Below are 3557 nucleotides of genomic sequence, written 5' to 3' on the forward strand. Positions count from 1 at the left end.
ATTTCTTTTCCGCGGCTGGCGCGGTATTCAATCCTGCGCAGGACCGGCTCGTTTACGGGTTTATGGTTCAGTCCGGCTTCGCGGCATCTCATCTCATTCATGGTTATTCCCAGGGAAACTACTTTTCTCTCAACAAGCTCGCGCAGGTTGCTTTTTTTCACCCCGCCGGCTATGAGGTTTGCAGGTATGTCGCGCTGGACCCGCATCACGCGCACATACTTTGGGATATAACTGTACGCTTTGGCTATCACTTCGGCCGCGGTTTCTGTCGAGTAAGGCGTGTATGCGCCCGCAAGCATCAGTTCGTGCAGTTTCGTGCCCGGAATCACGAGCGTAGGGTAAATTTTTAGCATGTCCGGCCTGAACTCCTGTTTTGAGAAAAGGCTTTTGAACATGAGCAGGTCCTTCTTAGGGGAAGAACCCGGAAGCCCGGGCATTATGTGGTACGCGACCTTGAACGCAGAATCCTTGAGCGACGCGGTTGAATTGATTACGTCCGAAACGCTGTGCCCGCGCGAAATCCTGCGGTAGATGGAATCCGAGGGATGCTGCACCCCGAGCTCCACTTTGGTTGCGCCGTACGCGAGCATCTCGTCTATCTGGGGCTCGGTGCACACATCGGGTCGCGTCTCTATCGTGAGCCCTGCAATCCTGTGCTCCGCGGCTTCGTTCAGCCTCTTCGCCGCCTCCAGGGTCCTGGACCGCTTTCCGTTCAGCCCGTCGTAAATTCCCTTCACGAACTCGGACTTGTATCTCTTGTCCATGGAAAGGAACGTCCCGCCCATCAGTATGAGGTCGCATTTGTCCGTGGGATGGCCGTTGAGCTCGAACTGCCTTAGCCTCGAACGCACCTGCCTGGCCGGGTTGAAGGAATTGCTCCTGGCGCGCAACGCTGCGGGCTCGCTCCCGGTGTAGCTCTTGGGCGCCTTTCCGGTATAGGGGCAGTAGATGCACCCCCACCTGCACGAGTTTTCCGGCTTTATCATCACTGCTATGGGAGCCACTCCGGAAAGCGTGCGCATGGGCTTCCTTTTCAGCAGGGAAACCAGTTCAGGGGTCAGTTTTTCCCTAGGCATGCGCTCCATGAGCTCGGTGTTCCTGAAAAATCCGCATTTGAATTTTTGCGTTGCCTCTTTCTTGAGCCGGTCCAAGTCGCGCTCGCCCCCCAGAATCGCTTTCACCGCGAAAGAAAGCGCCTTTTCCCTTGCGTCCATCCGCTCACAATTACAATTGGATTAGAATAAGTTGGAAAGGAGACCTGCGAGCGCGTACACCAACCCGTTCATCGCAGGGAAAAAGAGCATCCCGTTGCCAGTAGCTTTGTAGTCCGCGAGCAGGCTGGGATTCACTTCCACCGTGGACTGGAGCGTCTGGTTTATCATGGATGAGGATTCTGAGACCACTGAAATAAGCGGGTAGTATTCGGATTCCTCCGCGCTCACGACCTCGTAATATATTGTTCTGGAGCCTTTTGCTGGGACGTAAACGTACTTGTTGAACGCCCATTTGGGAACGTTGGTGGAACTGACTTTGAAAACGTCGCCCGTGCTGGCCTTATTCTCTATGGTCACGTAGAACCTGGCCGGCTGGCCCGAGAGAGTTTGCTTCTTGGAGCTGTCCAGCGAGGCGCGCAGTACATCGTGGGTTATGTTGACCTTAACGTAAAACGAGTAATTCTGGAGCGCTTCGGGCTCCACGTCCAGCACTTCCACCTTGAACCTGTATTCCCCTTCTGGAGCCTGCTTGGCTGCGGTCACTTTGACCTGGAGCGGGATGCCCGCCCAGTCGCTCGGGGTGGCGGACCAGCCCCCGGGAAGGTTGGACGCGTTAGCGAGCTCGTATGCCCCGCCAAGGCCGTACATCCCGCCTGTTTTCGGCCTCCCGTCGAAGCTCATGGATATGGTTTGCCCGGGGCCTATCTCCCCCAGGTAAATTTCGTCGCCGTTTGCAATCTCTTTCTGCATCGGCTCGAGCATGGGTATCGCGTACATCAGGGACGCGAGAGCAATCAGCGCAAATGCGGTTTTAAGGCCTGCCATGGGTGTATAATGTGATGTAGATTTTTAAGTTTATTCAAACTGTGCAATCCGGCCGGGAAGCTCCGCAAGGTTTCCGAGGACAAGGTCTGGCTTTGCCTCCGGGCTGGTTTTCGCATCTTCGCCGCTGGCTATGCCGGTGAGCACGAGGACGGATTTTATCCCTGCCCTGTTGGCCATGAAGATGTCCATGTCCAGCCGGTCGCCCACCACCAGCACCTCCTCTTTTTTGAGACGATTCTCGCGCAGTATCATTTCGAGCATGTAGGTTTCCGGCTTGCCTATCACTTCGGGCTTTTTCCCGGTCGAGAAGCGCAGGGCCCCCACTGTTGCGGCCGCTCCGGGCATCAACCCGTTCTCCACCGGGTAGCTCGCGTCCTCGTTGGTCGCGAGGAATTTCGCGCCTTTCATTATCGCCCTGAACGCAATCGCGATTTTTTCATAAGTGAGCGTGCGGTCGAAACCCGCAACGACCAAATCCGCGCTTTCGTCGCGCACGACCTGAATTCCTTTCATCCCGAGTTCCTCTTCCAAACCCCCTGTGCTTATCGCATACACTTTCGCGCCGGGGTATTTCCCCGCAACGTAATCTGCCGCGGCAAGGGAGGCAGGGTAAACCTCGCTTTCCTCGGCTTCTATTCCTGCGTTAACGAGCTTTTCGCAAAGGGATTTCCTGCTCCTGCTCGCGTTGTTGGAAAGGAAAAATATCTTCAGGCCCTTTTTCCTGAGCTGGTCTATTGCCTGGTTCGCGCCTTCTATGGCCGTCAGCCCCAGCAGGACCACGCCGTCAATGTCCAGAATTACTGCTTTTAGCATGAATGCACCTGTGCATAATCCTTTTCAATAAGCTATATAAAACGACTTGAATTCGGAGTTTTTCGCAGTTTTCCTTTCAACAATTTCAATCCGCTCCGCTTCCACCAGGCCGTTGCCTTTCGAGATGATGTTTTTGAATTCTTCAAAAATATTTTCGCTCCCGCATTCGCAGATTATTTCAACGCTTCCATTTTCCATGTTCCTTACGGTGCCCGTGACGCCGAGCCGCCTCGCGATTGAGGAAACGAATGCGCGGCAGCCCACGCCCTGCACGCGCCCGTATAGGAGCATTTTAGCCGAAATCATGATATCGCGATTAGGGAGTGTTTTTGGTCAGAGTCAAGTCATGTCATCATCACTTCAGACCTCTAGGACTCATCACTACGTATGATAGGCGTGCAACAAATAAAAAGCCCGCTGTGAATTAACACAATATTTAAGCTTTTCTAACCATATTAACTAGGGGTGGGAAGATAACACTTAAACAGGTGCAGAAAAGGCATATTGCGGTTGTAGTTGCAGGCCCGATGCAGCCGTCCGCGAGGACTAGCCTAGAGATGGATTTAGACCTAGTGCACCGTATGAACAGAGGTAAAGTCGGGCTGGAATTTATGAAGATTTACCTAAATTGGGAAAAAGTTGCGGAAGCCGTACGGGCTGGCCCGGTGCTGGGCATAGTTGTTGCAGGCGCAGAAAACGACAAGC

4 protein-coding genes are annotated in these 3557 nt (G+C 53.9%); all 4 read right to left on the minus strand.

Going from position 1 to position 3557, the window contains the following annotated elements; genetic code table 11:
• Window positions 1-1214: tRNA uridine(34) 5-carboxymethylaminomethyl modification radical SAM/GNAT enzyme Elp3 (locus WC488_05010; GenBank protein ID MFA5077757.1), on the minus strand; the 1214-nt coding region annotated here is incomplete at its 3' end.
• 21 nt (window positions 1215-1235) lie between these two features.
• Window positions 1236-2039, minus strand: coding sequence for a hypothetical protein (locus WC488_05015; protein ID MFA5077758.1), 804 nt, complete (start codon window positions 2037-2039; stop codon window positions 1236-1238).
• A gap of 30 nt (window positions 2040-2069) precedes the next feature.
• Window positions 2070-2852 carry an HAD-IIA family hydrolase gene (locus tag WC488_05020; GenBank protein ID MFA5077759.1) on the minus strand — a complete coding sequence of 261 codons (783 nt, stop codon included), beginning with the start codon at window positions 2850-2852 and terminating at the stop codon, window positions 2070-2072.
• A gap of 24 nt (window positions 2853-2876) precedes the next feature.
• Window positions 2877-3158 carry an acylphosphatase gene (locus WC488_05025; protein MFA5077760.1) on the minus strand — a complete coding sequence of 94 codons (282 nt, stop codon included), beginning with the start codon at window positions 3156-3158 and terminating at the stop codon, window positions 2877-2879.
• Between the last annotated feature and the right edge of the window lie 399 nt (window positions 3159-3557).

The organism is Candidatus Micrarchaeia archaeon (genome assembly GCA_041650355.1).
In the GTDB taxonomy this organism is placed as follows: domain Archaea; phylum Micrarchaeota; class Micrarchaeia; order Anstonellales; family Bilamarchaeaceae; genus JAHJBR01.

Coding starts and splice junctions, on each gene's coding strand:
- WC488_05020 (MFA5077759.1), bottom strand. CDS start 2,852: ATGCTAAAAGCAGTAATTCTGGACATTGACGGCGTGGTCCTGCTGGGG.
- WC488_05015 (MFA5077758.1), bottom strand. CDS start 2,039: ATGGCAGGCCTTAAAACCGCATTTGCGCTGATTGCTCTCGCGTCCCTG.
- WC488_05025 (MFA5077760.1), bottom strand. CDS start 3,158: ATGATTTCGGCTAAAATGCTCCTATACGGGCGCGTGCAGGGCGTGGGC.